Annotated in this window: 19 protein-coding genes; 10 read left to right on the top strand and 9 right to left on the bottom strand. The window is 72.1% G+C overall.

What is annotated here, in order from left to right:
* Positions 1-26 precede the first annotated feature (26 nt).
* Positions 27-1,070: an alpha/beta fold hydrolase gene (locus ACIRPX_RS14935; RefSeq protein WP_404193498.1), complete on the bottom strand. Its 1,044-nt coding sequence runs from the start codon at positions 1,068-1,070 to the stop codon at positions 27-29.
* Between the two features lie 253 nt (positions 1,071-1,323).
* Here ACIRPX_RS14935 and ACIRPX_RS14930 point away from each other — a divergent pair, with 253 nt between their 5' ends.
* The gene (locus tag ACIRPX_RS14930) at positions 1,324-1,551 is read left to right on the top strand and encodes a hypothetical protein (protein ID WP_404193496.1); all 228 of its coding nucleotides are present in this window, start codon (positions 1,324-1,326) and stop codon (positions 1,549-1,551) included.
* An 18-nt stretch (positions 1,552-1,569) separates the two neighbouring features.
* On the opposite strand, the gene ACIRPX_RS14925 is transcribed toward ACIRPX_RS14930, so the two are convergent.
* Together ACIRPX_RS14925 and ACIRPX_RS14920 are read right to left on the bottom strand one after the other, a co-directional pair.
* Positions 1,570-2,253 carry a 4'-phosphopantetheinyl transferase gene (locus tag ACIRPX_RS14925; protein ID WP_404193493.1) on the bottom strand — a complete coding sequence of 228 codons (684 nt, stop codon included), beginning with the start codon at positions 2,251-2,253 and terminating at the stop codon, positions 1,570-1,572.
* Positions 2,250-3,110 carry a metallophosphoesterase family protein gene (locus tag ACIRPX_RS14920; RefSeq protein WP_404193491.1) on the bottom strand — a complete coding sequence of 287 codons (861 nt, stop codon included), beginning with the start codon at positions 3,108-3,110 and terminating at the stop codon, positions 2,250-2,252. The genes ACIRPX_RS14925 and ACIRPX_RS14920 overlap by 4 nt, the downstream gene beginning before the upstream one ends.
* A gap of 269 nt (positions 3,111-3,379) precedes the next feature.
* Here ACIRPX_RS14920 and ACIRPX_RS14915 point away from each other — a divergent pair, with 269 nt between their 5' ends.
* Together ACIRPX_RS14915 and ACIRPX_RS14910 are read left to right on the top strand one after the other, a co-directional pair.
* Positions 3,380-4,525, top strand: coding sequence for an ATP-grasp domain-containing protein (locus ACIRPX_RS14915; protein WP_404193488.1), 1,146 nt, complete (start codon positions 3,380-3,382; stop codon positions 4,523-4,525).
* Positions 4,526-4,651: 126 nt separating this feature from the next.
* Positions 4,652-6,337, top strand: a complete 1,686-nt coding sequence (locus tag ACIRPX_RS14910; RefSeq protein ID WP_404193485.1) for a carbohydrate binding domain-containing protein — start codon at positions 4,652-4,654, stop codon at positions 6,335-6,337.
* 36 nt (positions 6,338-6,373) lie between these two features.
* On the opposite strand, the gene ACIRPX_RS14905 is transcribed toward ACIRPX_RS14910, so the two are convergent.
* The 5 genes from ACIRPX_RS14905 to ACIRPX_RS14885 form a co-directional block, all read right to left on the bottom strand.
* The gene (locus ACIRPX_RS14905) at positions 6,374-7,204 is read right to left on the bottom strand and encodes a sulfotransferase family protein (RefSeq protein WP_404193483.1); all 831 of its coding nucleotides are present in this window, start codon (positions 7,202-7,204) and stop codon (positions 6,374-6,376) included.
* A 204-nt stretch (positions 7,205-7,408) separates the two neighbouring features.
* Positions 7,409-8,659: an alpha-L-fucosidase gene (locus ACIRPX_RS14900; protein WP_404193481.1), complete on the bottom strand. Its 1,251-nt coding sequence runs from the start codon at positions 8,657-8,659 to the stop codon at positions 7,409-7,411.
* Positions 8,660-8,662: 3 nt separating this feature from the next.
* Positions 8,663-11,704 carry an alpha-mannosidase gene (locus ACIRPX_RS14895; RefSeq protein WP_404193478.1) on the bottom strand — a complete coding sequence of 1,014 codons (3,042 nt, stop codon included), beginning with the start codon at positions 11,702-11,704 and terminating at the stop codon, positions 8,663-8,665.
* Positions 11,705-11,769: 65 nt separating this feature from the next.
* The gene (locus ACIRPX_RS14890) at positions 11,770-13,107 is read right to left on the bottom strand and encodes a 6-phospho-beta-glucosidase (protein ID WP_404193476.1); all 1,338 of its coding nucleotides are present in this window, start codon (positions 13,105-13,107) and stop codon (positions 11,770-11,772) included.
* On the bottom strand, positions 13,104-13,868 hold the full coding sequence (locus ACIRPX_RS14885; RefSeq protein ID WP_404193473.1) for a DeoR/GlpR family DNA-binding transcription regulator: 765 nt from the start codon (positions 13,866-13,868) through the stop codon (positions 13,104-13,106). The genes ACIRPX_RS14890 and ACIRPX_RS14885 overlap by 4 nt, the downstream gene beginning before the upstream one ends.
* Positions 13,869-13,994: 126 nt before the next feature.
* On the opposite strand from ACIRPX_RS14885, the gene ACIRPX_RS14880 reads away from it, so the two are divergent.
* From ACIRPX_RS14880 to ACIRPX_RS14850, 7 genes are all read left to right on the top strand, one after another.
* On the top strand, positions 13,995-15,014 hold the full coding sequence (locus ACIRPX_RS14880; protein WP_404193471.1) for a carbohydrate kinase family protein: 1,020 nt from the start codon (positions 13,995-13,997) through the stop codon (positions 15,012-15,014).
* Positions 15,015-15,084: 70 nt separating this feature from the next.
* Entirely contained in the window at positions 15,085-16,371 is a 1,287-nt protein-coding gene (locus ACIRPX_RS14875; RefSeq protein WP_404193468.1) for an ABC transporter substrate-binding protein, read from the top strand.
* On the top strand, positions 16,371-17,327 hold the full coding sequence (locus ACIRPX_RS14870) for a carbohydrate ABC transporter permease (protein ID WP_404193465.1): 957 nt from the start codon (positions 16,371-16,373) through the stop codon (positions 17,325-17,327). Before ACIRPX_RS14875 ends, ACIRPX_RS14870 begins: the two co-directional genes overlap by 1 nt.
* A gap of 14 nt (positions 17,328-17,341) precedes the next feature.
* Complete coding sequence (locus tag ACIRPX_RS14865; RefSeq protein ID WP_404193463.1) at positions 17,342-18,205, top strand: carbohydrate ABC transporter permease; 864 nt, start codon at positions 17,342-17,344, stop codon at positions 18,203-18,205.
* Positions 18,202-21,150, top strand: coding sequence for a glycoside hydrolase family 2 TIM barrel-domain containing protein (locus ACIRPX_RS14860; RefSeq protein WP_404193460.1), 2,949 nt, complete (start codon positions 18,202-18,204; stop codon positions 21,148-21,150). Before ACIRPX_RS14865 ends, ACIRPX_RS14860 begins: the two co-directional genes overlap by 4 nt.
* A 182-nt stretch (positions 21,151-21,332) precedes the next feature.
* Positions 21,333-22,184, top strand: a complete 852-nt coding sequence (locus tag ACIRPX_RS14855) for a hypothetical protein (RefSeq protein WP_404193458.1) — start codon at positions 21,333-21,335, stop codon at positions 22,182-22,184.
* 24 nt (positions 22,185-22,208) lie between these two features.
* On the top strand, positions 22,209-23,039 hold the full coding sequence (locus ACIRPX_RS14850) for a PaaX family transcriptional regulator C-terminal domain-containing protein (protein WP_404193455.1): 831 nt from the start codon (positions 22,209-22,211) through the stop codon (positions 23,037-23,039).
* On the opposite strand, the gene ACIRPX_RS14845 is transcribed toward ACIRPX_RS14850, so the two are convergent.
* Positions 23,030-23,485 (bottom strand): MaoC family dehydratase, encoded by a 456-nt coding sequence (locus ACIRPX_RS14845; RefSeq protein WP_404193452.1) that lies wholly within the window; start codon positions 23,483-23,485, stop codon positions 23,030-23,032. The genes ACIRPX_RS14850 and ACIRPX_RS14845 overlap by 10 nt on opposite strands.
* Positions 23,486-23,490: the final 5 nt, after the last annotated feature.

Below are 23,490 nucleotides of genomic sequence, written 5' to 3'. Positions count from 1 at the left end.
GGGCGCAGGCGCGTCCCCCGTCCGCCTCACGTCGCGCTGCGCTCGCTCGCCTCTCGCAGCTCGATCTCCATCCGGCGGTTGCGGACCGTGTCCGGGCGGCCGGCGAGGGTGCCGGGACGCCCTTGCCTGAGCAGCTCGCGCCAGTGCTCGCGGCTCCAGTCGGCCGGGGCCGTGCTCGCCGTGAAGTCCTCGACCAGCGCGACGAACCGCGCGGGGTCGCTGTGGAACGGGAAGTGCCCCGCCTGCTCGAAGATCTCCAGCCGGCTGCCCGGCATCGCCTCGTGCGCCCCGTACGCGTGCCGCACCGGCACCACGCTGTCGCGGTCTCCCCACAGCAGCATGGTCGGCATGCCCTCGGTCAGATAGCACCGGTCGAGCATGGTGACGACCTGGCCGCGCCAGTCGACGACCGCGCGCAGGGTGCGGATGAAGGCGCTGCGCGAGGTCTCGTCCGGCAGGGCGTCGACGAGGGTGAGCAGGTCGGGGGCGTCCTGGCCGAGGTCGGTGTCCAGCAGCCGCATCAGGCTCACCGCGAGGCCGACCTGCAGCCGCATGCCCGGCAGCCGCAGCGCGGACAGCAGCAGATGGGCGCCGGGCACGGAGACCAGCCGCAGCACGGGGTTGACCTCGCGGCCGACGCCGCCCGCGCTGACCAGGATGAGCCGCTCGGTGCGCTCGGGGAACTGGTAGGCGAACTGCATGGCCACGCCGCCGCCGAGCGAGTGCCCGACCAGCGTCGCGGACTCGATGCCGAGCGTGGTGAGCAGATCCCGCACGCCGTTGGCGTAGGCGGCGACCGAGTAGTCGGCGCGCGGCTTGTCCGAGGCGCCGTGGCCGAGCAGGTCGGGGGCGATCACGGTGTGCGTGCGCGCGAGGTCCGGGATCAGCTCCGCCCAGGTGGCCGAGGAGTCCCCGATGCCGTGGATCAGGACCAGCACCGGCCCCTCGCCGGCCATCCGGAAGGCACGCCGGTAGCCGTGCACCACGCGGTACTTCAGCTCCAGTTCCCCGTCCCCCACAGGGCGCAGCCGTACGGAGCGCACCGGGCTCCGTCCCGGGACGTCGACCATGCGCTCGCCTTCCTGCTCCCCGGCCGCGCGGCAGCGGCCGTACCCCTTGTCCTCCAGCGTAGAACCGCTTTCCCACAAGGGATTTCGCGGACGTTTCGCCGCCGCTACACGGCCGTCCGGCGGGCCGGGGTGCCGCCGCTCGGGCGACGCGGTGAGCAGGGCGGCGACCCCGTTGTCAGTGGTGGCGGGCAAGCTGGAGTCGCGCCCCTTCGTGCGGGCGTGGAGTGACGAGGCCGACAGGGGAGAGCCGACGATGCCCACCGCCGTACTGACCGACCGCGAGCGGACCGCCGTGCAGGCCTATCTGCGCCTGTTGCACACCGTACGCGCCGCCTTCGACGGCCCTCCCGGCGATCCCCGGCCACCCGTCGTGCCGCCCGCCGTGCTGGAGGAGGCCGAACAGGCCCTGTCGGCCGCGGGCCTGACGGGGAACGAGGAGGAGTTCTTCCGCCTGCTGCAGACCTGGTGCCCGCAGCCGTGACGGCCGCTCGAAGAGGCGTCAGGAGAGCGGGGAGACGGTGATGGCGGTCGCCGCCAGCCCCCGCTGGACGGTCCACCGGCCCTCGAAGTGACCGAGGCGCCGGCCGCCGACCAGCGGACCGGGGACCAGGAGTTCGGCGCGGAGGCCGCCGTGCAGCGGGGCGTCCGGGCCGACCGACACCTCGATGTCGGCCTCCGTGAAGTCCAGCCACCGCCCGGTCAGCGGGAACCACGCCTTGTAGACGGACTCCTTGGCGCTGAACAGCAGCCGGTCCCAGTGGACCCCGGGCCGCTCCCCGGCCAGGCGGCGCAGCCGCTGCGTCTCGGTGGGCAGGGCCACGGCCTCCAGGACGCCCTCCGGGAGCGGCTGGTGGGGTTCGGCGTCGATGCCGAGGGAGGCCAGGTCGGCGGCGCGGGCCAGGGCGGCGGCGCAGTAGCCGTCGCAGTGGGTCATGCTGCCGACGAGCCCGGGCGGCCAGACCGGGGCGCCGCGCTCGCCGGGCAGCAGCGGCTGCGGCGGCACACCGAGCTTGTCCATGGCCCGCCGCGCGCAGGCCCGGGCGAGGGCGAACTCACGGCGGCGCTTGGGCACCGCCCGCGCCACGACCGCGGCCTCCTCGGGGTACAGCGGCGCGTACTCGCCGCCGTCGTCGCCGTGCACCTCCACGGCCACCACCTCGTGCGGCAGCAGTTCCTCGATCACCCGACGCCCACCTCCTTCGGCAGCACGCGGCGCAGTCGCCCCGGCGGCTCGGGCCGCTTGCGCCACTCGCGCGGGTAGCCGACCGAGACCTCCTCGAAGCGGACACCCTCGTGGAAGGTGGTCCGCGGGATGTGCAGGTGCCCGTAGACCATCGTCTCCACGCGGAAGCGCCGGTGCCAGTCGGCGGTCAGCTCGGTGCCGCACCACATGGCGAACTCGGGGTACCACAGGACGTCGCAGGGGTGCCGGTCCAGCGGGTAGTGGTTGACGAGCACGGTGGGCAGGTCCGCGGGGAGCTCGGCGAGTCTGCGCTCGGTCTCGGCGACCCGGGCCCGGCACCAGGCCGCGCGGCTCGGGTAGGGGTCGGGGTGCAGCAGGTACTCGTCGGTGCACACGATCCCGGTCCCGTGCGCGTACTCCAGCCCCTGTTCCGCGGTGGTGCAGCCGGCCGGCAGGAACGAGTAGTCGTAGAGGAGGAAGAGGGGTGCGACGGCGACGGGGCCGTCGGGGCCCTCCCAGACCGCGTAGGGGTCCTCGGGGGTGAGGACGCCCAGCTCGCGGCACATCCCGACGAGGTGCTCGTAGCGGGCGACGCCGCGCAGTGTGACGGGGTCCTTGGGGTGGGTCCACAGCTCGTGGTTGCCCGGCGCCCAGATCACCCGGGCGAAGCGGCCGGCGAGCGTCTTCAGGGCCCAGCGGATGTCGGAGGCGATCTCGGAGACGTCGCCGGCGACGAGCAGCCAGTCCTCGTCGGAGCCGGGCCGCATCTCCTCGACCAGGGCGCGGTTCTCGGCGTATCCGATGTGCAGGTCGCTGATGGCCAGCAGCTGCGCGGCACCCCCGGCCCTCGACGTCACCTCGCGTCCCCCTCCACGCACCGAGCGCACTCACGAACGGCACCACGAGAACACATGGCACGGTCCGCCGACAAGGCGGCCCGTCGGGTGCGAGGTCTCCAGGAATCCGTAACACGGACGTTGCACGCGCACCCCTTCCGAGGCCGTATGATCGCCCCGACACCACCGCCTCGAACTCCCTTCAGACAGGGGCGGTTTGGTGACCCTCCAAACACCCTGCCCGGGCACGGGCCGCTCCGCCCTGCCCGCACACCGTAAAGGCGGCCTGCATGGTCTCTCGCGTACGCGTCTGGCTCAACCGCACGTACGCGGAGAACGTGTTCTTCATGGATCAGCTGCGCAGAAATCCCAGCGATCGCGCGGTGGAGATCCATGCGACGCACGGGGACCCGGACTCCCCCGTGCTGGCCGCCGCCGACACCGCCGAGCTGGAGCCGGAGGGGCTCTCCCCCGCCGGGTACGTGGAGTTCGCGCTGGACCAGTGCCAGCGGCGCGGCATCGACGTGTTCGTGCCGCGGCTGCACCAGTCGGCGGTCGTGGCGCACCGCGCGGAGTTCGAGGCCGTGGGCACGGCGCTGCTGGCGCCGCCCCCGGAGGCCGTGGCCGTCTTCGAGGACAAGATCGTCGCCTACGAGGCCGTGCAGGCGATCGGGGCTCCGGTGCCACCGTGGTGGCGGGTCCGGTCGCCGGAGGAACTCGTCGCCGCCGTGGAGGAGCTGGAGGCGGACGGGCACACCGCGTGCTTCAAGCCCGCCTCCGGCGCGGGCGGGGTCGGCTTCCGCATGATCACCCGCTCCCCCTTCTCGATGGTGCACCTGAGCGGCTTCCCCAGCCCGTACGTGCCGCTCGGCCTCGTCGTCGAGGCGCTGCGCCAGGCCGAAGAGCCCGTCGACTGGCTGGTGATGCCGCGCCTGAAGCAGCCGGAGGTGTCGGTGGACTGCCTCACCGGCCCCGACAACCGGGTCCGGCTGGCCGTCGGCCGCACCAAGAACGGCCGCCGCCGCGGCTTCACACTGCACGAGCAGTGGCTGGAGCCGGCCCGGCGGATCGCGGAGGGGTTCGGGCTGCACCACCTCTCCAACATCCAGTTCCGCATGCACGGTGACCGGCCGGTCCTGATGGACGTCAACACGCGCCCGGCCGGCGGGCTGCACCAGCTCTCCCAGTGCGGGGTCAACGCCCCCTGGGCAGCCGTGCAGTTGGCCCTCGGCGAGGACCCGGGCGAGATCACGCCGCCGTTCCTCGGCCAGGACTACACGGTGGTCTCGGGTCCGCGCCCGCTGCGCCCGGTGACGCTGCCGCAGCAGCGCACCCAGGAGGCGGAGCCCCTGCTGCCGGCTGTGCCCGCCCGGGCGGCAGAACCCGCCGGAGCGGCCCAGGCGGACACCGGCGCCCGGGCGATCTCCCCGGCCTGACACCCCGTACCGCCAACCGGTATGGACCAATCATGGCGCAGCACTTGACACCACGATTGGTCCATACCAACTTGGTTGCGCACCTTCCTGCACTCCCGAACACCCCCATTTCTCCAGGGAGATCGCATGCGCAACACTTCCGGGCGTCACAGACGCCGGTTCTTCGCACTTCTCGGCTCGGCCGCCCTCGCGCTCGCGGGAGCCATCGCCCTCCCCGGCACCGCCCAGGCGGCCAACGTCCTGTCCAATCCCGGCTTCGAGTCGGGCGGCCTCTCCCCGTGGACCTGCTCCGGCAATCTCGGCTCGGTCGTCTCCTCCCCCGTGCACGGCGGCTCCAAGGCCCTGCAGGGAGCGGTGACCTCCAGCGACAACGCGCAGTGCACGCAGACCGTCTCGGTGCAGCCGAACACGACCTACGCGCTCAGCGGCTGGGTGCGCGGCTCCTACGTGTATCTCGGCGTCGACGGCGGCGCCTCCACCTGGACCACGTCGCCGTCGGCGTACAGCCGGCTCAGCGTCTCCTTCACCACCGGCGCCTCGCAGACCAGCGCGACGATCTACGTCCACGGCTGGTACGCGCAGGGCACGTACTGGGCCGACGACATCAGCCTGGACGGTCCCGGCGGGGGCGGCGGCGGTGACACCCAGGCGCCGACCGCGCCCACCGGGCTGACCTCCACCGGCAAGACCTCCTCCAGCGTGTCGCTGAAGTGGAACGCCTCCACCGACAACACGGGGGTGACCGCGTACGACATCTACAGCGGCTCCAACCAGGTGCTCAGCGTCTCCGGTACGAGCGCCACGGTCGGCGGGCTCGCGTCGAGCACGGCGTACACCTTCACCGTCAAGGCGCGGGACGCGGCCGGCAACACCTCCGGCGCCTCCAACGCCGTGACCGTGACCACGAACGCGGGCGGGGGCGGCGGCACCGGCTTCAAGCAGGCCGCGCCCTACCTCTACGAGGGCTGGGGCGATCCGCCGAGCCCGTCGACGGTGATGAGCGCGACCGGCGTCAAGTGGTTCACGATGGCCTTCGTGCTCGACTCCGGCGGCTGCACCCCGGCCTGGGACGGCAGCCGGCCGCTGACCGGCGGCGCCGACCAGAGCGCGATCAACGCCGTCCGCTCCGCGGGCGGTGACATCGTGCCCTCGTTCGGCGGCTGGCAGGGCAGCAAGCTCGGCGCCAACTGCTCCTCCGCGAGCGCGCTCGCGGGCGCCCTGCAGAAGGTGATCGACGCCTACTCGCTCAAGGCGATCGACATGGACATCGAGAACAGCGACGAGTTCGAGAACGAGGCCGTCCAGGCGAAGATCCTCACCGCGCTGAAGACGGTCAAGGCCAACAACCCCGGCCTGCGGACCATCGTCACCTTCGGCACCTCGACCACCGGCCCGACGTACTACGGCAACCGGCTCATCGAGCAGGCCCAGTCGCTGAACGCCGGCATCGACGTCTTCACCATCATGCCGTTCGACTTCGGCGGCGGCTCCGACATGTACGGCAACACCGTCAACGCCGCGGAGGGGCTGAAGGCCAAACTGAAGTCGACCTTCGGCTGGGACGACGCCACCGCGTACTCCCACATCGGCATCTCCGGCATGAACGGTCTGTCCGACCAGCAGGAGACCACCACCCCGGCGATCTGGACCCAGGTCCGGGACTGGGCCAACAGCCATCACATCGCCCGGCTCGCCTTCTGGTCGGTCAACCGCGACCGGCCCTGCCCGGGCGGCGGCGTGGTGAGCAACTGCTCCGGCATCAGCCAGAACAACTGGCAGTTCACCTCGATCACGGCCGGGTTCACCGGCTGAGTCCGACGGGCCGGCACACCGGCCCGGGCCCGCCCCTCACCGGCGTGGGGGTGCCCCGACCGGGTACCCCCACGCCTGTGCCAGCTCCGCCAGCCGCGGGGGCAGTTCGGCCGTCTCCCCGGCAGACCGGGCGGGCTGGACACGGCCCGACCTGATGGTGCTCGACCAGTCGCCGAGCTGCGGGCGGAAGGTGCCGTGGTCCTGGGCGCCGTAGTCGAGCATGCCGCGCTCCCACTCGACGCCGAGGTACGCGCACAGGCCGCGCGTGGTCCGCTCCGGTTCGGCGGTGAGGTCCTCGTACGTCACCATGTGGGCGTCGAGGGCGTGCCGCGCGGCCTCCAGCTTCTCGCTGTAGTCGAGGACCTCGGCGCGGATGGCCTCGTGGTCCGGGTCCGCGCGGCGGGCGGTCAGGGAGGCGATGACCGCTCCCGGGTGGCGCAGCAGCAGGATGTAGCGGGCGTCGGGCCAGCATCGCCGCAGGCGCGGCCAGATGAGGGTGTTGGGCGGGGTCTTGTCGACGATGACCTCCTTGCCGCTGCGGGTCAGCTCCAGGTGCAGCACCCGGTCCCACAGCAGATGCTCCAACTCGTCCTTGTCCAGCTGGAGTTCCCGCATGGCGTCGGAGGTGAACCCGCGCGAGAGGTGGACGTGCACCGTGCGCAGATGCATCTCGTGCGGGGCGCGGATGCGGCTGTGGCTGTTCAGCAGGACCCGCAGCAGGGTCGAGCCGGAGCGCACCGAGGACAGGACGAAGACCGGCGACTCCACCAGGCGCGGGGCGGGAGGGGCGGTGTAGGACGGCTCGGGGCCGCGCGGGGACGGCACGGCGTCGAGGGTCCGGCGCGGCGGGCTCACCGCCTGGGCCATGAGCCTTCCGCGACGCCTGAGGCCCCTGCGAATCGCGGACATACGGCGGTCACTCACGTTGACACCTTCCTCTTGCTCCGAGGACCGCATCCCAGGGGGTGGAGGCGAACCGCAGGTGTCGCGCAGGGGAACGGCACAGGTCACGGGCCTCGCCGAAGCGCCCGTGACCAGGTGACTTACCGCACTCTTAATTTTCGATGGAAATCACGGTCGTCCCGAGCCCCGGTACAGTTCCAGCTCGCCGTCCAGTTCGACGGCGAGCACGGTGGCGTACGGATCGAGGTCGGCCGCGGCCGGCGGATCGATCCACAGCACGCCGACCGCGTCGTGCAGGCCGCCGACGACCTCGTGGGAGAGCTCGGTGCCGGTGCCGAGCACGGTGACCCTGCGGACCGCCGTGGCCAGGCCGCGGACGCCGACCGCGGCGCGCGGGGCGTCGAACAGGACGAGGTGGAGGGTGCGCCGGTCGGCCGACAGGGTGCTCGGCCCGTAGTGGTGCCCGGCCGGGAGCCCGCGCACCGTCCCGTACACCGCGTCCGCGTGCCGGCGGATCCACTCCCCCAGCCCCTCCAGGCGCTCGGCCTGCGGCTCGGGGATGGTGCCGTCCTCCCTCGGGCCGACGTCCAGGAGCAGGTTGCCGCCCGCGCCGATGGTCTCGGTGAAGTGGCGCACGAGCTGCGCGAGCGACTTGTGGTGGTGGTCGTGGTGCTGGAAACCCCACGAGTCGTTGATCGTCAGGCACAGCTCCCACGGACCGTCGGGCGGCACGATCGGGGCACCCTGCTCGGGGGTGGCGTAGTCGCCCTCGCCGAGCATGCGCGCGTTGAAGACGACGTCCGGCACGTACGAGCGGACCAGCGCGGCGAGTTCGGGGATGCGCCACTGCTCCTCACTGCGCTCCCACTCGCCGTCGAACCACATCAGATCCGGCCGGTAGCGGTCGGCCAGCTCCCCCACCTGGCCGTCCCGGTAGGCGAGGAACCGCCCCCAGGCCGCCAGGTCCTCGTCCTCGGCCGCGCACTCGGAGTAGGGGTTGTCCTCCAGCTCCGGCGGACGGCCCGGCTTGCGGGTGGAGGCGTAGTCGGGGTGGTTCCAGTCGGAGTGGGAGTAGTAGAGGCCGACCTTGAGACCCTTCTCCCGCAGGGCCTCGGCATAGGGGCCCAGGTAGTCCTCGCCGAGGCCGAGGGCGCCGTAGCGGGTGTCCCACAGGGCCACGCCGTCGTGGTGACGGCTCGTCAGCACGGCGTAGCGGGCGCCGGCGCGGGCGAACAGGTCCGCCCAGGCCCTGGGGTCGTACCTGGCGCCCGTGAAGCGGCGCAGCTGGGACATGTACCGGTCGTGCGGCACGACGTCGTCGTAGAACGACCAGGACTCCTGGACGCCGTCGACGGCGTAGATGCCCCAGTGCACGAAGATCCCCAGCTTGGCGTCGGTGAACCAGGGTTGTATCGCCATGGGTCAGCCCCTCCGCAGCCGCAGTGTCAGGATCTGGAACGGCCGCAGGGTGACGGGGACGCCGCCGTCGACGACCTCCGCGTCCGCCAGCGGGCGCTCCAGCAGGTCCGTCACCCGGGCGCCGGCCAGCGGGAAGCCGGTGCGCAGCACGCCCTGGCCGCGGCCGCCGCGGGACTCGTAGAGCCGTACCACCACATCGCCGGAGGCGTCGTCGGCGAGCTTCACGGCCTCCACGGTCACGCCCTCGCCGTCCACCGAGACCACCGGCTCCGGCGCGCCCGCCGCGTCCGCCACCCGCAGCGGCAGGTTGAGCGCGTAGCCCTCGGCGACGGCGTCCTCGATGCTCGCCCCCGGCAGCAGGGAGTACACGAAGCGGTGGCGGCCCTGGTCGGCCTCCGGGTCCGGCACGCGCGGGGCGCGGACCAGGCTGAGGCTGACCCGGGTCGTGGTCCCGCCGTCCTCGCGCACGGTGCGGGTCACGTCGTGGCCGTAGGTCGAGTCGTTGACGACCGCGACGCCGTAGCCGGGCTCGGCCACGTGCACCCAGCGGTGGCCGGAGACCTCGAAACGGGCCGCCTCCCAGCTGGTGTTGGTGTGCGTGGGCCGCTGGACGTGCCCGAACTGGATCTCCGCGGAGGAGTGCGGCGCCCGGACGTCCACCGGGAAGCCCGCCTTGAGGATCTTCTCGGCCTCGTGCCAGTCGATGTCCGTCTCGAAGTCGATTCGGGGGCTGCCGGCCCGCAGCGTGATCGTCTGGGTGATCCTCGACCCCTTGCCGAAGGCACGCTCGACCCGGATCGAGCCGACCAGCGGGTCCGCCTCGGTCACCGTGACCGCCTCGGCCCGGCGCAGGTCGGTGTAGCGGTTGCGGTAGTGCTTGTCGATGTCCCAGGCGTCCCAGTAGTTGGGCAGGTCGGTGTGCAGGCGCAGCACGTTGCCGGGGCCGGCGAGGACCTCGCGGTGCGCCCGCAGGTCGAACACGGACGACAGGGTGCCGTCCTCGGCCACCTCGACCCGGACCAGGCCGTTTTCGAGGACGCGGCCCTCGACGGTCACCGGCCGCGGCGGCTCGGCGGCGGCGAGCGGCGCGCTGCCGCTCGCGGGCACGCGCACGTAGGCGGGCGCGCCCTCGGGCGTGCGGACCACCTCGGCGCGGGCGTACGGGCTGGTGTTGAACACCCGGGGTCCGCCGCCGCCCGGCGCGGCGATCGCCTCCGCCGTCAGCGCCTCCAGCTCCCCTGCCACGCGCGCGTACTCGGCCTCCGCCTCGCGGTGCACCCAGGCGATGGAGGAGCCCGGCAGGATGTCGTGGAACTGGTGCAGCAGCACCGTCTTCCACAGCCGGTCCAGCTTCTCGTACGGGTAGGCGTAGCCGGGTGCGTGCAGCGCGGCCGTCGTCGCCCACAGCTCGGCCTCGCGCAGCAGGTGTTCGCTGCGGCGGTTGCCCTGCTTGGTGCGGGCCTGGGAGGTGTAGGTGGCGCGGTGCAGCTCCAGGTAGAGCTCGCCGTTCCAGACCGGGGCGTCCGGGTACTCCTCGCGGGCCTTGGCGAAGAAGGTGTCGGGGTGCTCGACGACGACCCTGGGCGAGCCCTCCAGGTCGGCGAGCCGGCGCGCCCGCTCCAGGATCTCGCGGGTGGGGCCGCCACCGCCGTCGCCCCAGCCGAACGGGGCGAGCGAGCGGGTGCCGGCGCCCTTCTCCGCGTAGTTGCGCACCGCGCGGTCCATCTCCTCGCCGCTGAACCGGGCGTTGTAGGTGTCGACCGGCGGGAAGTGGGTGAAGATGCGGGTGCCGTCGATGCCCTCCCACCAGAAGGTGTGGTGCGGGAAGGTGTTGGTCTGGTTCCAGGAGATCTTCTGGGTGAGGAACCACTCGTTGCCGGCCAGCTTGGCGAGCTGCGGGTAGGCGGCGTTGTAGCCGAAGGAGTCGGGCAGCCAGACGCCCTTGGTCTCGATGCCGAAGTGCTCGATGAAGAACCGCTTCCCGTGGACCAGCTGGCGGGCGATCGCCTCGCCGCCGGGGAGGTTGCCGTCGGACTCCACCCACATGCCGCCGACCGGCGCCCACTGGCCCTTGGCGACGGACTTCTTGATCCGCTCCCACACCTGCGGGTGGTTGTCGCGCACCCACTCGTACTGCTGGGCCTGCGAGCAGGCGAAGATGAACTCCTCGTACTCGTCGGCGAGCGCGGTGACGTTGGAGAAGGTGCGGGACGTCTTGCGCTTGGTCTCGCGGATGGGCCACAGCCAGGCGGAGTCGATGTGCGCGTGGCCGACGCCGGAGACCGTGTGCGCGCTGGCGTGCGCGGGCTTGGCCAGGACCGGCGCGAGCACCTCGCGGACGGCGGCCGCGCTGCCGGCGACGTCGTCCAGGTCGAGGACGTCCATGGCGCGGTCCAGGGCGTGCAGGATCTCGTGGCGGCGCGGCTCGTGCGCGCCGAGGTGGACCATGAGCTCGCGCAGCACCTGGAGGTCCAGGTCGAGGTGGAAGACCTCCTCGTCGAGGACGGCCAGGTCGGCGCGCCTGAAGGTGTAGAGCGGCTTGTCGCCGGCGGTGAGCACGTCCCCCAGGGGAGTGGGCGCGGCGAAGCCGTTCGCCAGGATGTCGGGGTTGGAGGCGGCCTCGACCAGGTAGTGGATCTCCTCGCCGCCCGCCGCCGGGTTCGCGACCGGGACGTACTGGTTGAGCGGGTTGACCGCCTTCAGCGGCGTCCCGTCGGCGAGGTGGACCAGCCCCTCGGCCTGGTTGCCCGGCCAGTCGCCGACGAAGCCGAGGTCGATGACCGTCTCGACGCGCCGGCCGGCCCACTCGGCGGGCACCCGCCCCCGCATGCGGAACCAGGTGGTGCCCCAGGGCGGGCCCCAGGGGGTGTCCGTCGCGAAGGGCCCGTAGGGGGCGGCCGCGGCCTCCTCGAACGGGACCGGCTCGCCCGGCGCCTGCCAGGCCTCGACCGTCAGGGGAACGGTGGCCGCATAGAGCGCGGGCTTGATGCGCTGGTCGTGGAGGCGCTCGGCGCGCTCCTCGATCCGGCGGCGTTCGTCGTGCATGAGAGGTCTCCAGAGAGGGCGGCGGGGCGGGGAGCGCAGTGGAGAAAGCGCTTTCCGCCCGAAGCTTACTTCAGGTAGGAAAGGCCCGGGTGGACGTCCGTGTAGCCCTCGACCAGCCGCCGGGCCACGTTCACGGAGTCGACGAGCGGATGCAGCGCGAACGCCTTCACCGCCGTCGACCGGGAGCCGGACTCGGCGGCGGCCAGCACCTCGCGTTCGACCGCCTTGACCGCGCAGACCAGGCCGGTGGCGTGGTCGGGCAGCGGGGCGACGGTGACCGGATGGGCGCCGTTGGCGTCGACCAGGCACGGGACCTCGATGACGGCCTCGCCGTCGAGCACCGACAGGGTGGCGCGGTTGCGCACGTTGAGGATCAGCGTGGTGCGCTCGTCGCGGGCGATGGCCCGCATCAGGGCGAGGGCGACCTTCTCGTAGCCGCCGGAGAGATCGTCGGCGTCGCGCTCGCCGGCGCCCGCGCTCTCCCGGTTCTCGGCCATGTACGTCGCCTCGCGCTCGGCGCGAGTGCGGTCCCAGGCGGCCAGCGCCCGGGCGCCGGGGTCGCCCATCTCCTCGTAGAAACGGGCCTGCTGGTCGCGCAGGAAGGCGCCGCGGGTCTTCTCGGCCCGCTGGTAGGCGCGCACCGCCTCGCGGTTGAAGTAGTAGTAGTGCAGGTACTCGTTGGGGATCGCGCCGAGGGACTGCAGCCAGTCCACCCCGAAGAGCTTGCCCTCCTCGAAGGAGCCGAGCAGGTCGGGGTCGGCGAGCAGCCGCGGCAGTTCGTCGCGGCCGGCGATGTGCAGGCCGCGCACCCAGCCGAGGTGGTTGAGGCCGACGTAGTCGATCCACGCCTCCTTCGGGTTGCCGCCGAGGACGCGGGCGATACGGCGGCCGAGTCCGACCGGGGAGTCGCAGATGCCGATGACGCGGTCGCCGAGGTGACGGGACATGGCCTCGGTGACCAGGCCCGCCGGGTTGGTGAAGTTGATGACCCAGGCGCCGGGCGCGAGGCGGGCCACGCGCCGGGCGATGTCGACGGCGACCGGGACGGTGCGCAGGCCGTAGGCGATACCGCCCGCGCCGACGGTCTCCTGGCCGAGGACGCCCTCCGCCAGCGCCACGCGCTCGTCGTCCGCCCGGCCCTCCAGACCGCCGACGCGGATCGCGGAGAAGACGAAGTCGGCACCGCGCAGGGCCGCGTCCAGGTCGGTGGTGGCGGTCACCGTGGGGGCGTCGGGACGGCCCGCCGCCTGCTCCGCCAGGACCCGGGCGACCGCGCCGAGCCGGCCGGCGTCCAGGTCGTGCAGCACCACCTCGGTGACCCGCCCCTCGGCGTGGTCCGTCAGCAGTGCGCCGTACACGAGCGGCACCCGGAACCCGCCGCCGCCCAGAATCGTCAGCTTCACCCCTGCACCTTTCCTGCCAGGACCACCTCGACGCCCGCCTCCTCCAGGGAGGAGCGGGTCGCCGGGTCGACCTGCGCGTTCGTCACCACCACGTCCAGGTCCCCGGGTCCGCAGACCTTCGCCATCCCCGTACCCGGGAACTTCGCCGCGTCCGCGAGCAGCACGACCCTGTCGCTCGCCTTGATCATGGCGCGCTTGACCGGCACCTCGACGACCGTCGTGTCCATCACCTGCCCACCCGGGCGCACTCCACTGGTACCCAGGAAGAGCCAGTCCGCGTGCAGCTGGCGCAGATTGTCCTCGGTGAGGAAGCCGACCAGGGAGCGGTACTCGCGGCGGACCATGCCGCCGAGCAGCACCAGCTCGATGCCCTCGTCGTCGGCGAGCTCCTCGTAGACCACCAGGTTGCTGGTGATCACGGTGAGGCGGCGGCCGTGCAGCCGGCGGGCGAGCCGGTAGGCGGTGGTGCCGATGTCGAGCAGCACCGACTGGCCGTCCGCGACCATCGCCGCGGCGCGCGCGGCTATCGCGTCCTTCTCGGCCACGCGCACCTCGGCCACCTCGGCGAAGGGCTGGTCGCCCTCCTCCACGACGGCGCCGCCGTGCACACGGGTGAGCAGCCCGTCCTCCTCCAGTTTGACCAGGTCGCGCCTGATCGTGGCGGGACTCACGTCCAGCTTCTCGGAGAGGTCGGTCACGGATGCGGGGCCGCCGGAGCGCAGGGCCCGCAGGATGAGTTGATGTCGTCGTTCAGCCAGCACGCCATGAACACTACTCGTCATCTTCAATCATTTCTATGCTCAGTTCTGCTTGGGTATTGACCAATCTCGCAGAGCGGCGCACGATTCCCGTCATCGAAATTGACGAGTTTTGACGAGAGGCTGCGCGTGGACGACGACAGGCCCGAGGTGCTGCTGACCGGGCTGCTCTTCTACGACCTCGTCCTCACGGGGCTCGGGAAGCCGCCGACGCCGGGCGAGGAGGTCTGGACGGCCGGCATGGGCTGCGGCCCGGGCGGCATCGCGAACCTCGCGGTGGCCGCGTCCCGCTTCGGCCTGCGCACCTCGCTGGCCACGGTCTTCGGTGACGACTTCTACGGCGCGTACTGCCGTGAGGTCATCGGCGGCCAGGAGCACGTCGGCCTCTCGCTCTCCCGCACCGCGGACGGCTGGCCCACCCCCGTCACCGTCTCGCTGGCCACCGGGCACGACCGGGCCCTGGTCACGCACGGCCAGGAGCCCCCGTACTCCCAGGACGCGCTGATGGGCGACCCGCCCGAGGCGCGCACCGCCCTCGTCCACCTGGAGGCGGAGCCGCGCGCCTGGCTCGCCAAGGCCGCCGCGAACGGCACGCGGATCTACGCCGACGTCGGCTGGGACCCCGCCCAGGAGTGGTCCCGGGACCTGCTGGACCAGCTCGCCCTGTGCCACGCCTTCCTCCCCAACGAGACCGAGGCGATGGCCTACACCCGCACCGGCAGCGCGGTCGCGGCCCTCGGCACGCTCGCCGAGCTGGTGCCGGTGGCCGTGGTCACCCGCGGCCGGGACGGCGCGGTCGCCGTCGATCAGACCACCGGCGAGTACGCCGAGGTCGCGGCCCTGGACGTCGACGTCGTGGACGCCACCGGCGCCGGCGACGTGTTCGGCGCGAGCTTCGTCGCGGCCAGTCTCGGCGGCTGGCCGCTGGAGGAGAGACTGCGCTTCGCCGTGCTCGCGGCGGGACTGTCCGTCCGCCACCACGGCGGCGCCCTCGCCGCCCCCGGCTGGTACGGCGTCGACCGCTGGTGGCGCACCCTGACCGACCCCGGCCTGCGGCGCGCGTACGGCTTCCTCAGGGACCGGATGCCCGCCGACGTCGGCCCGCCGCTCCGCTACGCCCCCGTCACACCGCCCGCGCGGCCGCTGTGACCCCCGTGCCCCCTTTCATGACACCCCTCTCGTACGACATACGGAAAAGAACCGAAAGGCGGTGGGAGCTGTGCGGCTCTCACGAAGAGGCCTGCTGCGCGCGGGCCTGGCCGGTACGGCCGCCACGGCCCTCGGCGGCCTGACGTCCGGCTGTGCCGTACCGGCCGGCTCGACCGGCCGGAACATGGTCCTGTGGTACTGGGACGGCGGCCTCGGCGACACGGTCCTGAAGAAGGCCAGGGCCCGTTACGACGCCACGGTGGACCTCAGGGCCATCAAGATCGGCGGCTACTACCGGTCCAAGCTGATCACCACACTCACCGGCCGTGCCCACGTCCCCGACATCGCGGGCCTCAAGGGCGAGGACATGGCGTCCTATCTGCCCGACGCCGACCAGTTCGTGGACCTGCGCACCCTCGGCGCGCAGAAGTACGAGTCCCGGTACCTGCCGTGGAAGTGGCAGCAGGGCATCGCCGACGACGGCACCATGGTCGGCTTCCCCATCGACTGCGGCCCGGTGGCGCACTTCTACCAGTACGAGGTGTTCCGGAAGGCCGGGCTGCCCTACGAACCAGCCGACGTCTCGGCCGAGTTGAACACCTGGGAGAAGTTCTTCGCGGCCGGCGAGCGGCTGCGGAAGCGGATCCGCGGGACCTCGCTGCTCACCGACGTCAACAGCGTCTTCGAGAACATCGTGCAGCAGGGCAGCAGACGCTACGTCGACAAGGACCGCCACTTCATCGGCGACCAGGAGCACGTGCGCCACGCCTGGGCGCTCGCCGTGGAGGCCAAGCGGCGCGGCATCGTCTCCGACCTCGTCACCGGCACCCCGGACCAGATCTCCGCGGTGGACACGGGCAAGCTCCCCAGCCAGCTCGGCGCCTCCTGGGCGACGTACGACATCAAGAACGGCAACCCGAGGACCAAGGGCAGGTGGCGGATCGCCGACATGCCGGTGCGGCCGTCCAACAACGGCGGCTCGTTCCTGTCGGTCACCAAGGCGTGCCGGGAGCCCGAGCGGGCCTTCGAGATCATCGCGTGGATGCTCAACGCGGCCAACCAGGCCTCGGGTTACGTCGACGCGGGCCTGTTCCCCTCCACGCCCGCCTCCTACGGCCTGAGGCAACTGCGCGAGCCCGACCCGTTCTTCGGCGGCCAGGTGACCACGGACGTATTCGGGCCGGCCGCGCAGAAGATCGTGGTCGCCTACAACAGCCCGTACGACGTGGCGCTCGGGCAGCCCGTCAAGGACGAGATCAAGAACGTCGGCGTCCTCGGCAAGGACCCGGACCAGGCCTGGAGTGACGCCATGAGCAAGTGCCGGCGCATCGCGAAGCACCTGGGGGTGAGCTACTGATGGCCACCGCCCTGGAGAAGCCTCCCGTCATCGCGGAGCGGACCTCGACCGCCGGACCCCGTTCGGGATTCCGCAGGTACTGGCACCTCTACGCCGCGATCTCCCCCTTCTACCTCCTCTTCCTCGCCTTCGGCCTGGTCCCCGTCGGCTTCTCGCTCTATCTCTCCTTCCACCGCTGGGACGGCCTCGGCTCCATGGAGTGGGCCGGCCTGTCGCAGTACCGGTACCTGCTGAGCGACAGCGACTTCTGGAGCTCCATCGGCAACACGCTGCTGATCTGGGCGCTGGCCACCTTCCCCATGATCTTCCTGGCGATGGTCACGGCCGTGCTGCTCAACTCGGCGGTCCGCTTCAAGAACGGCTACCGCTTCGCCTACTTCCTGCCCAACGTCACCTCCGTCGTCGCGATCGCCATCGTCTTCGGCTCGGTCTTCTCCACCAACTTCGGCCTGGTGAACGCCCTGTTGCAGGCGGTGGGCCTGGACCAGGTGGCGTGGCTGAACACGCCCTGGGGCATCAAGGTCGCCATCGCGACGCTGATGACGTGGCAGTGGACCGGCTACAACGCGATCATCTTCCTCGCCGGCCTGCAGACCGTCCCGGGCGAGCTCTACGAGGCGGCGCGGGTGGACGGCGCGAACCCCGTGCAGACCTTCTTCCGGATCACGCTGCCGATGCTGCGGCCGACGCTGCTGTTCGTGCTCGTGGTCTCGACGGTGACCGGCCTGCAGAGCTTCACCGAGGCGCAGGTGCTGCTGCAGAACACCTCCAACGACTCCACGTTCTCCGGGGGTCCGGGTCACGCGGGCCGCACGATGGTCCTCTACTTCTTCCAGCAGACCTTCGACAACAACGACTTCGGCTACGGCGCCGCCGTGGCGTGGGGGATCTTCCTCGTCGTCGTCATCTTCTCGATCATCAACTGGCGGCTGGTGCAGCGCCGGGGCGAAGACTAGGAGGCCGCAACGCCATGGCATCCCTCCAGCACACCAGGCGCCCCCGGGGCATCAAGGGAACCCGCGACCGGGGCATCGCGCTGCACGCCGTCCTCGTCGCCGGACTGCTGCTGTCGGCCTTCCCGTTCTACTGGGCCGTCATCATGTCGACCCACACCTCCGGCGAGATCTTCTCCTACCCGCCCAAGCTGCTGCCCGGCTCGCACTTCCTGCAGAACGTGCGCAGCCTCTTCGACAACATCGACTTCTTCGGCTCGATGCTCAACTCGCTGCTGGTGGCGGGCTCGGTGACCTTCCTGGTCCTGTTCTTCGACTCGCTGGCCGCGTTCGTCTTCGCCAAGTTCAGCTTCCCGGGCCGCGGGGTGCTGTTCGCCCTGCTGATGGCGATCTTCATGGTGCCGACGCAGATGGCGATCATCCCGCAGTTCGTGATGATGGCGAAGATCGGCTGGATCGGCTCCATGACGGCGCTGATCGTGCCGGCGGCGGCCAACGCCTTCGGCATCTTCTGGATGCGCCAGTACATGAGGAGCGCCATCCACGACGAGCTGCTGGACGCCTCGCGCATCGACGGCGCGAACTTCCTGCGCCAGTACTGGCACGTGGCCCTCCCGGTGGTCCGGCCGGGCCTGGCCTTCCTCGGCATCTTCACCTTCATGGGCCAGTGGAACGACTACGCCTGGCCCCTGGTCGCCCTCACCAACCCCGACAACGTCACCCTCCAGGTCGCGCTGTCCCAGCTCAACGGCGTCCACGGCACCACCGACTACGGAATGGTCATGACGGGCGCCCTGCTCGCCCTCCTCCCCCTGCTGATCGTCTTCGCGATCGGCGCCCGGCAGATCATCGGCGACCTCGGCAAGGGAGCCATCCGTTGACCGACCCGCTGCTCGCGCTGCGCCCCTGGGAGGCACCCGAGGTGACCTCCTGGGGGCGGCTCGCGGCGAACGCCGTCGACCGGCGTTCCGGAGCCCTCTGCCTGGACGGCGACTGGCGCTTCCAGCTGCTGCCCGCGCCCGACGCGCCGCTCGGCGGCGTGTGGTCCACGGTGTACGTCCCCGGCGCCTGGACCCTCCAGGACACGGACGACCTGCCGTCGTACACCAACGTCCGCATGCCGTTCGCCGAGTTCCCGCCCGGCTCCCCCGCCGCCAACCCGACGGGGGTCCACGAGCGCGAGGTGGACGTGCCCGCCGACTGGTCCGGGCGCCGGATCGTGCTCCAGGTCGGCGCCGCCGAGAGCGTGCTCCTCGTGCACGTCGACGGGCGGCCCGTCGGCATCTCCAAGGACTCCCACCTGGCCGCCGAGTTCGACCTCACCGGCGTGGTACGCGCCGGTGAGCGGTCCGTGCTGCGGCTGACCGTGGTGAAGTGGTCGGACGCCTCGCACGTCGAGGACCAGGACCACTGGTGGCACGGGGGCATCACACGGTCGGTGCTGCTGTACGCGACCGATCCCCTGCACCTGGCCGACGTGACGGTGCGCGCCGGGTACGACGGCGCACTGCGCGTCGACTGCCGCGTGCGCGACGCACGGGGCGCCCTGCCCGCCGGATGGCACGTGAGCGCCGACCTGGACGGCCGGCTCCTGACCCAGGACACGGAGTTCGACCGCCGCAACGCCGAGGACGAACGGGTCTCCGCCTTCCTCGGCGAGGCCCGCGTGCAGGCCACCGTGCCCGGGGTGCGCACCTGGACCGCCGAGACGCCCGAGCTGTACGACCTCACCGTCCGCCTGCACCGCCCGGACGGCACCGTCGCCGACACCTCCCGCCACCGCGTCGGCTTCCGCGACGTCGAGATCGCCGGCCGGGACCTGCTGATCAACGGCGAGCGCGTGTTCGTCCGCGGCGTCAACCGGCACGACTTCCACCCGCTGACCGGCCGCACGGTGACGCACGACGACCTGCGCGCGGAGCTGACCCTGCTCAAGCGCTTCGGCTTCAACGCGATCCGCACCTCCCACTACCCGGCCGACCCGGCCCTCTACGACCTCGCCGACGCCCTCGGCCTCTACGTCGTCGACGAGGCGGACATCGAGTCCCACGACCACGCCCACGAGATCGCCGACGACCCGCGCTACCTCAACGCCTTCGTGGACCGCGTCTCGCGGACGGTGCTGCGGGACAAGAACCACCCCTCGGTCATCGTCTGGTCGCTGGGCAACGAGTCCGACTACGGCGCGAACCACGACGCGGCGGCGGGCTGGGTGCGCCGACACGACCCGGCCCGGCCGATCCAGTACGAAGGCGCCGCCAAACTCGACTGGGCGGCCACCGGCGACGCCTCCGACATCGCCTGCCCCATGTACGCGCCGATCGAGGACTGCGTCGCCCACGCCCTCTCGGGCCGCCAGACCAGGCCCCTCATCCAGTGCGAGTACAGCCACGCGATGGGCAACAGCAACGGGACCCTGGCGGACCACTGGGCGGCCATCGAGTCCACGCCGGGCCTTCAGGGCGGATTCATCTGGGAGTTCTGGGACCACGGAATCCTGCAGCGCGTGAGCGACGGCAGACCTGCCGGGCGCGCGGGGGCCGGGCAGTACGGCAACGGTGTCACCGCGCCCGGCCACCGCTGGGCCTACGGCGGCGACTTCGGCGAGACGATCCACGACGGCGCGTTCGTCGCCGACGGGGTCGTCCTGCCCGACCGCACCCCGAAGCCCGTCCTGTACGAGCACCGGGAGATCGCGGCTCCCCTACGCATCGAGTGCCGGCGGCACGAGGGCATCGTGCTCGGCAACCACCAGCACTTCCGCGGCCTGGAGTGGCTCTCCGGCACCTGGGAGCTGTCCCTGGCCGACGGCCGCACGCTGACCGCGCCGGCCGAACTGCCCGCGCTGCGGCCGGGCGAGACGGCCGCCGTGCCGCTGCCGTTCGCGGTGCCGCGCGACGGCGGGGAGGCCTGGCTGACGCTGCGGGTGAGCACGGCCGAGGACCTGCCCTGGGCGCCGCGCGGGACGGAGGTGTGCGTGCCGCAGGTGCGGCTGCGCGGTCCCTCCGTGTCCGGGGACGTCCCGGTGGAGGGCGTGGTACGGGTCGACGACGAGGGCCTGCTGCTCCATCCCCTGCTGACCGCCGGCCCCACGCTGTGCCTGTGGCGGGCGCCCACCGACAACGACGAGCTCGGCGGCACGGCCCGGCGCTGGCGGGCGTGGGGGCTCGACGCCCTGGTCCGCAAGGCGGTCTCGGTACGCCGGGACGGCGGCCGGGTCACCGTGGACGCCGAGTACGCCGCGGCGGCCGGCGTCGTACGGCACCGGCAGGTGCTCACCCCGGTCGAGGGCGGCATCCTGGTCGGCGAGGAGGCGGAGCTGCCCGAGGAGTTCGACGACGTGGCGCGGGTCGGCACGGTCTTCGAGACGGCGCGGGGCCTGGACCTGCTGGAGTGGTTCGGGCAGGGGCCGTGGGAGTCGTATCCCGACCGCAGTGCGGGCGCCCCCGTCGGCCACCATGCCCTGCCCGTCGACGCGTTGTTCACCCCCTATCTGCGGCCGCAGGAGAGCGGCGGCCGGCACGGCGTGCGGCGCTTCACGCTGTCCGCGCCGGACGCGACGGGTCTCGCGGTCGAGCTGGACGAGCCGCGCCAGGTCTCGGTGACCCGGTTCCGTGCCGAGGACCTCACCGCCGCCGCGCACCACGACGAACTGGTGCCGCGCCCCGGGTGCGTCGTGCACCTCGACGCGGCGCACCGGGGCCTGGGCACGGCGTCCTGCGGCCCCGACACCTCCGCCTCGTACCTGATCCGCCCGGGCGTCCACCGCTGGAGCTGGACGCTGCGCCTGCTCCGGATCCCCGCACGCGCTTCCACCGGTTCCTGATCCCCCGGCCGCCCTGCCGTTCACGGAACACCGGTCGCCCCCGCCGGGCGCGTGTCCGCGCGTGTCCGTGGACGGCCTGCGGAGCCCCCGCTCAACTCCGCGACCGCCGGCGGCGACGGTGACCCGTGGGCCGATACGTGGTTCGATTCGCACCTCATCTTCCAGGACGTGGCAGGTGCCTGATGAAGCGTCACCTCGTTGCTCCGGCCGCACTGACCTCCGCCCTGGCCCTCGGCGCCCCGAACGCCTTCGCCTCCGGGGAGCCGCACTGGGCGCAGTCCGGTACGTCGTACACCGACACGCTGGGCGGCGGGCAGGGCCCGGCGAGCCGCGCCGACGGCTCCGTGCTGTACCGCGGTCTCGCGGACATCCCGCTGAGCCTGAGAATCCAGGGCTGGAACCACGTCGGTGACCCGGACGTCGCCCGCGGCTACACCTTCGACGCCTACCAGGGCGCCGACACGGCCACGTCGAAGCTGTTCGCGGTCACCACGCCCGCCGGGAAGCGCTACGAGTACGTGCACCCGCTCGACCCCGGCGAGAAGGCCAACAACTCCTTCGCCGCCGTGTCGCCCGACGCGCAGTGGCTGGTGTCGGGCGAGTGGGGCGACCAGAACCGGCTCCAGGTCTTCCCCGCTCCCCTGCTGAACCCGTCCACCCCGCGGCACGGCGGCCGGCTCGCGGAGGTCTGGCAGATCACCCTGGACAGGCCGGTGCGCGACATCCAGGGCTGCGACTTCGTGACGGACACCCGCCTGGTGTGCGCCTCGGACGACGCGTCGCGTCAGCTCTTCCCGGTCAGCCGCCCCCTGCTCCAGGTCGACCTGCCGCACCAGCTGGACGGGCAGCCGGTCACCGGCTCCGTGCAGGCCCTGTTCGGCCTCCCCCAGCAGAGCATCTGCAAGGACGGCACGTTCGAGGCGGAGGGCGTCGACTACGACGTGCGCAGCGGCACCCTGCGGGCGGAGGTCGTCCCGCCGGGGGTGTGCGCCCTGGCGACGACGGTGTACACGTACCGGCGGACGACGAGCTGACCGGGGACGACGTACGGTGGCCGCATGACAGGTGAGGAGTCGTTGCGGCCCCAGTCCCTGCTGCTGACGTTCCTGGGCGACCAGGTGCTCGGGCGGGACGTCTGCGTGTACTCGGGCAGCGTGATCGACGTGTTCGAGCGCGCCGGAGTCGGCGAGCAGGCGACCCGCTCGACCCTGACCCGGATGGTCAACCGCGGGCTGCTGCGCCGCCAGCGTGAGGGCCGCAGGATGTACTTCGGCCTGACGGAGCACGCGCGGGCCGTGCTGCGCGACGGGGAGCGGCGCATCTGGCACACCGGCGCGGTCAACCGCGACTGGGACGGCACCTGGACCCTGCTCGGCTTCTCGCTCCCCGAGTCCTGGCAGCGGCAGCGGCACGACCTGCGCTCCAAACTGACCTGGAGCGGCTTCGGCCCGCTGTTCAGCGGCCTGTGGATCGCGCCGGGCGAGGTCGACGTGGCGGAGCTCGTCGCCGAACTCGGCCTGTCCGCCCATGTGAAGGTCTTCCGCGCGCACGCCGACGTCGGCATGGACATCGGCGCGATGATCGAGGAGACCTGGCAGCTGCCCGAACTGGCCTCACGATACGAGGAGTTCGCGCAGCGCTGGCAGGGCCGGGAGAGCCCGCAGCCGGAGCCCGAGGACGCCCTCGTGCTGCGGCTGCGGCTGCAGACGGAGTGGCTGCGGATCATCCGCGGCGACCCGCGCCTGCCGGTCAAGCACCTGCCGGACGACTGGCCGGCGGAGCGGGCCGAGAAGACGTTCCGGACGGTGCACGACGGACTCACCCCGCTCGCGCGCGAGGCCGCGCGACGCCTTCTCGACCTGGTGCCGGTCCGCCCCGGTCAGGCGTAGAAGCGCGACAGGCTCTGCAGGACGGCGGCCGGCTTGGTGCCGCCCTCGATCTCGATCGTGCCGTCCACGGTGATCTGCACCCCGCCCGGCACGTCCTCGACCGCGGCGAGCCGGGCGGCGAGACGGATGCGGGAGCCGGCCTTCACCGGCGCGGGGAAACGGACCTTGTTCAGGCCGTAGTTGACCTTCGTCGTGACGCCCTGGACGTCCAGCAGCCCGGTGAACAGGGGGATGAAGAGGGACAGGGTGAGGTAGCCGTGGGCGATCGGCGCGCCGAAGGGGCCTTCGGCGGCCTTCTCGGGGTCCACGTGGATCCACTGGTGGTCGCCGGTGGCGTCGGCGAAGGTGTCGATCCGCTCCTGGGTGACCTCGATCCACTCACCGGTGCCGAGCTCGCTGCCCGCGAGCTTCCTGAGTTCGTCGATGCCGTTGACGGTGATGCTCATGGAGT

Origin of the sequence: Streptomyces sp. NPDC101225, from assembly GCF_044767585.1 — a bacterium.
Taxonomy (GTDB): domain Bacteria; phylum Actinomycetota; class Actinomycetes; order Streptomycetales; family Streptomycetaceae; genus Streptomyces.
Note: the sequence above shows the minus strand (reverse complement) of the source record. Positions and strands in the feature narration are given on the sequence as shown.

Bases quoted from the DNA above. Each gene is read 5' to 3' on its own strand.
- ACIRPX_RS14865 (WP_404193463.1), top strand. From the start codon at position 17,342: ATGGCATCCCTCCAGCACACCAGGCGCCCCCGGGGCATCAAGGGAACC.
- ACIRPX_RS14910 (WP_404193485.1), top strand. From the start codon at position 4,652: ATGCGCAACACTTCCGGGCGTCACAGACGCCGGTTCTTCGCACTTCTC.
- ACIRPX_RS14850 (WP_404193455.1), top strand. From the start codon at position 22,209: ATGACAGGTGAGGAGTCGTTGCGGCCCCAGTCCCTGCTGCTGACGTTC.
- ACIRPX_RS14935 (WP_404193498.1), bottom strand. From the start codon at position 1,070: ATGGTCGACGTCCCGGGACGGAGCCCGGTGCGCTCCGTACGGCTGCGC.
- ACIRPX_RS14895 (WP_404193478.1), bottom strand. From the start codon at position 11,704: ATGCACGACGAACGCCGCCGGATCGAGGAGCGCGCCGAGCGCCTCCAC.
- ACIRPX_RS14915 (WP_404193488.1), top strand. From the start codon at position 3,380: ATGGTCTCTCGCGTACGCGTCTGGCTCAACCGCACGTACGCGGAGAAC.
- ACIRPX_RS14905 (WP_404193483.1), bottom strand. From the start codon at position 7,204: ATGGCCCAGGCGGTGAGCCCGCCGCGCCGGACCCTCGACGCCGTGCCG.
- ACIRPX_RS14870 (WP_404193465.1), top strand. From the start codon at position 16,371: ATGGCCACCGCCCTGGAGAAGCCTCCCGTCATCGCGGAGCGGACCTCG.
- ACIRPX_RS14845 (WP_404193452.1), bottom strand. From the start codon at position 23,485: ATGAGCATCACCGTCAACGGCATCGACGAACTCAGGAAGCTCGCGGGC.
- ACIRPX_RS14900 (WP_404193481.1), bottom strand. From the start codon at position 8,659: ATGGCGATACAACCCTGGTTCACCGACGCCAAGCTGGGGATCTTCGTG.
- ACIRPX_RS14930 (WP_404193496.1), top strand. From the start codon at position 1,324: ATGCCCACCGCCGTACTGACCGACCGCGAGCGGACCGCCGTGCAGGCC.
- ACIRPX_RS14855 (WP_404193458.1), top strand. From the start codon at position 21,333: ATGAAGCGTCACCTCGTTGCTCCGGCCGCACTGACCTCCGCCCTGGCC.